Origin of the sequence: Paenibacillus sp. FSL R7-277 (genome assembly GCF_000517965.1) — a bacterium.
Classification (GTDB): Bacteria; Bacillota; Bacilli; order Paenibacillales; family Paenibacillaceae; genus Paenibacillus_AQ; species Paenibacillus_AQ silagei.
Map to the genome: position 1 here is coordinate 1 of NZ_ASPX01000102.1, position 217 is coordinate 217.

Below are 217 nucleotides of genomic sequence, written 5' to 3' on the forward strand. Positions count from 1 at the left end.
TATGGGACACTTAACAGGAACAAGAGAGAAGGCAGCGCAAGAGGTGTTGTCTGGCATTAAGGCAGCGGTGGTTGCCCGGAAATATGGGGTGACCCCATCGACGGTGAATCAGTGGGTGAGGGACTACCGAGAGGCCCACGGGGAACAAGATCATCCGTATCCCCAGGAGCAGGTGGAGGAACTGAAGCGCCTCCTGGACGTGGAGCAGAAATACGAG

1 protein-coding gene is annotated in these 217 nt (G+C 56.7%); it reads left to right on the forward strand.

Features of this window, described 5'->3' with window-relative positions:
* Position 1 precedes the first annotated feature (1 nt).
* On the forward strand, positions 2 to 217 hold a 216-nt coding region (locus tag C173_RS35715), incomplete at its 3' end, for a helix-turn-helix domain-containing protein (protein ID WP_036731039.1).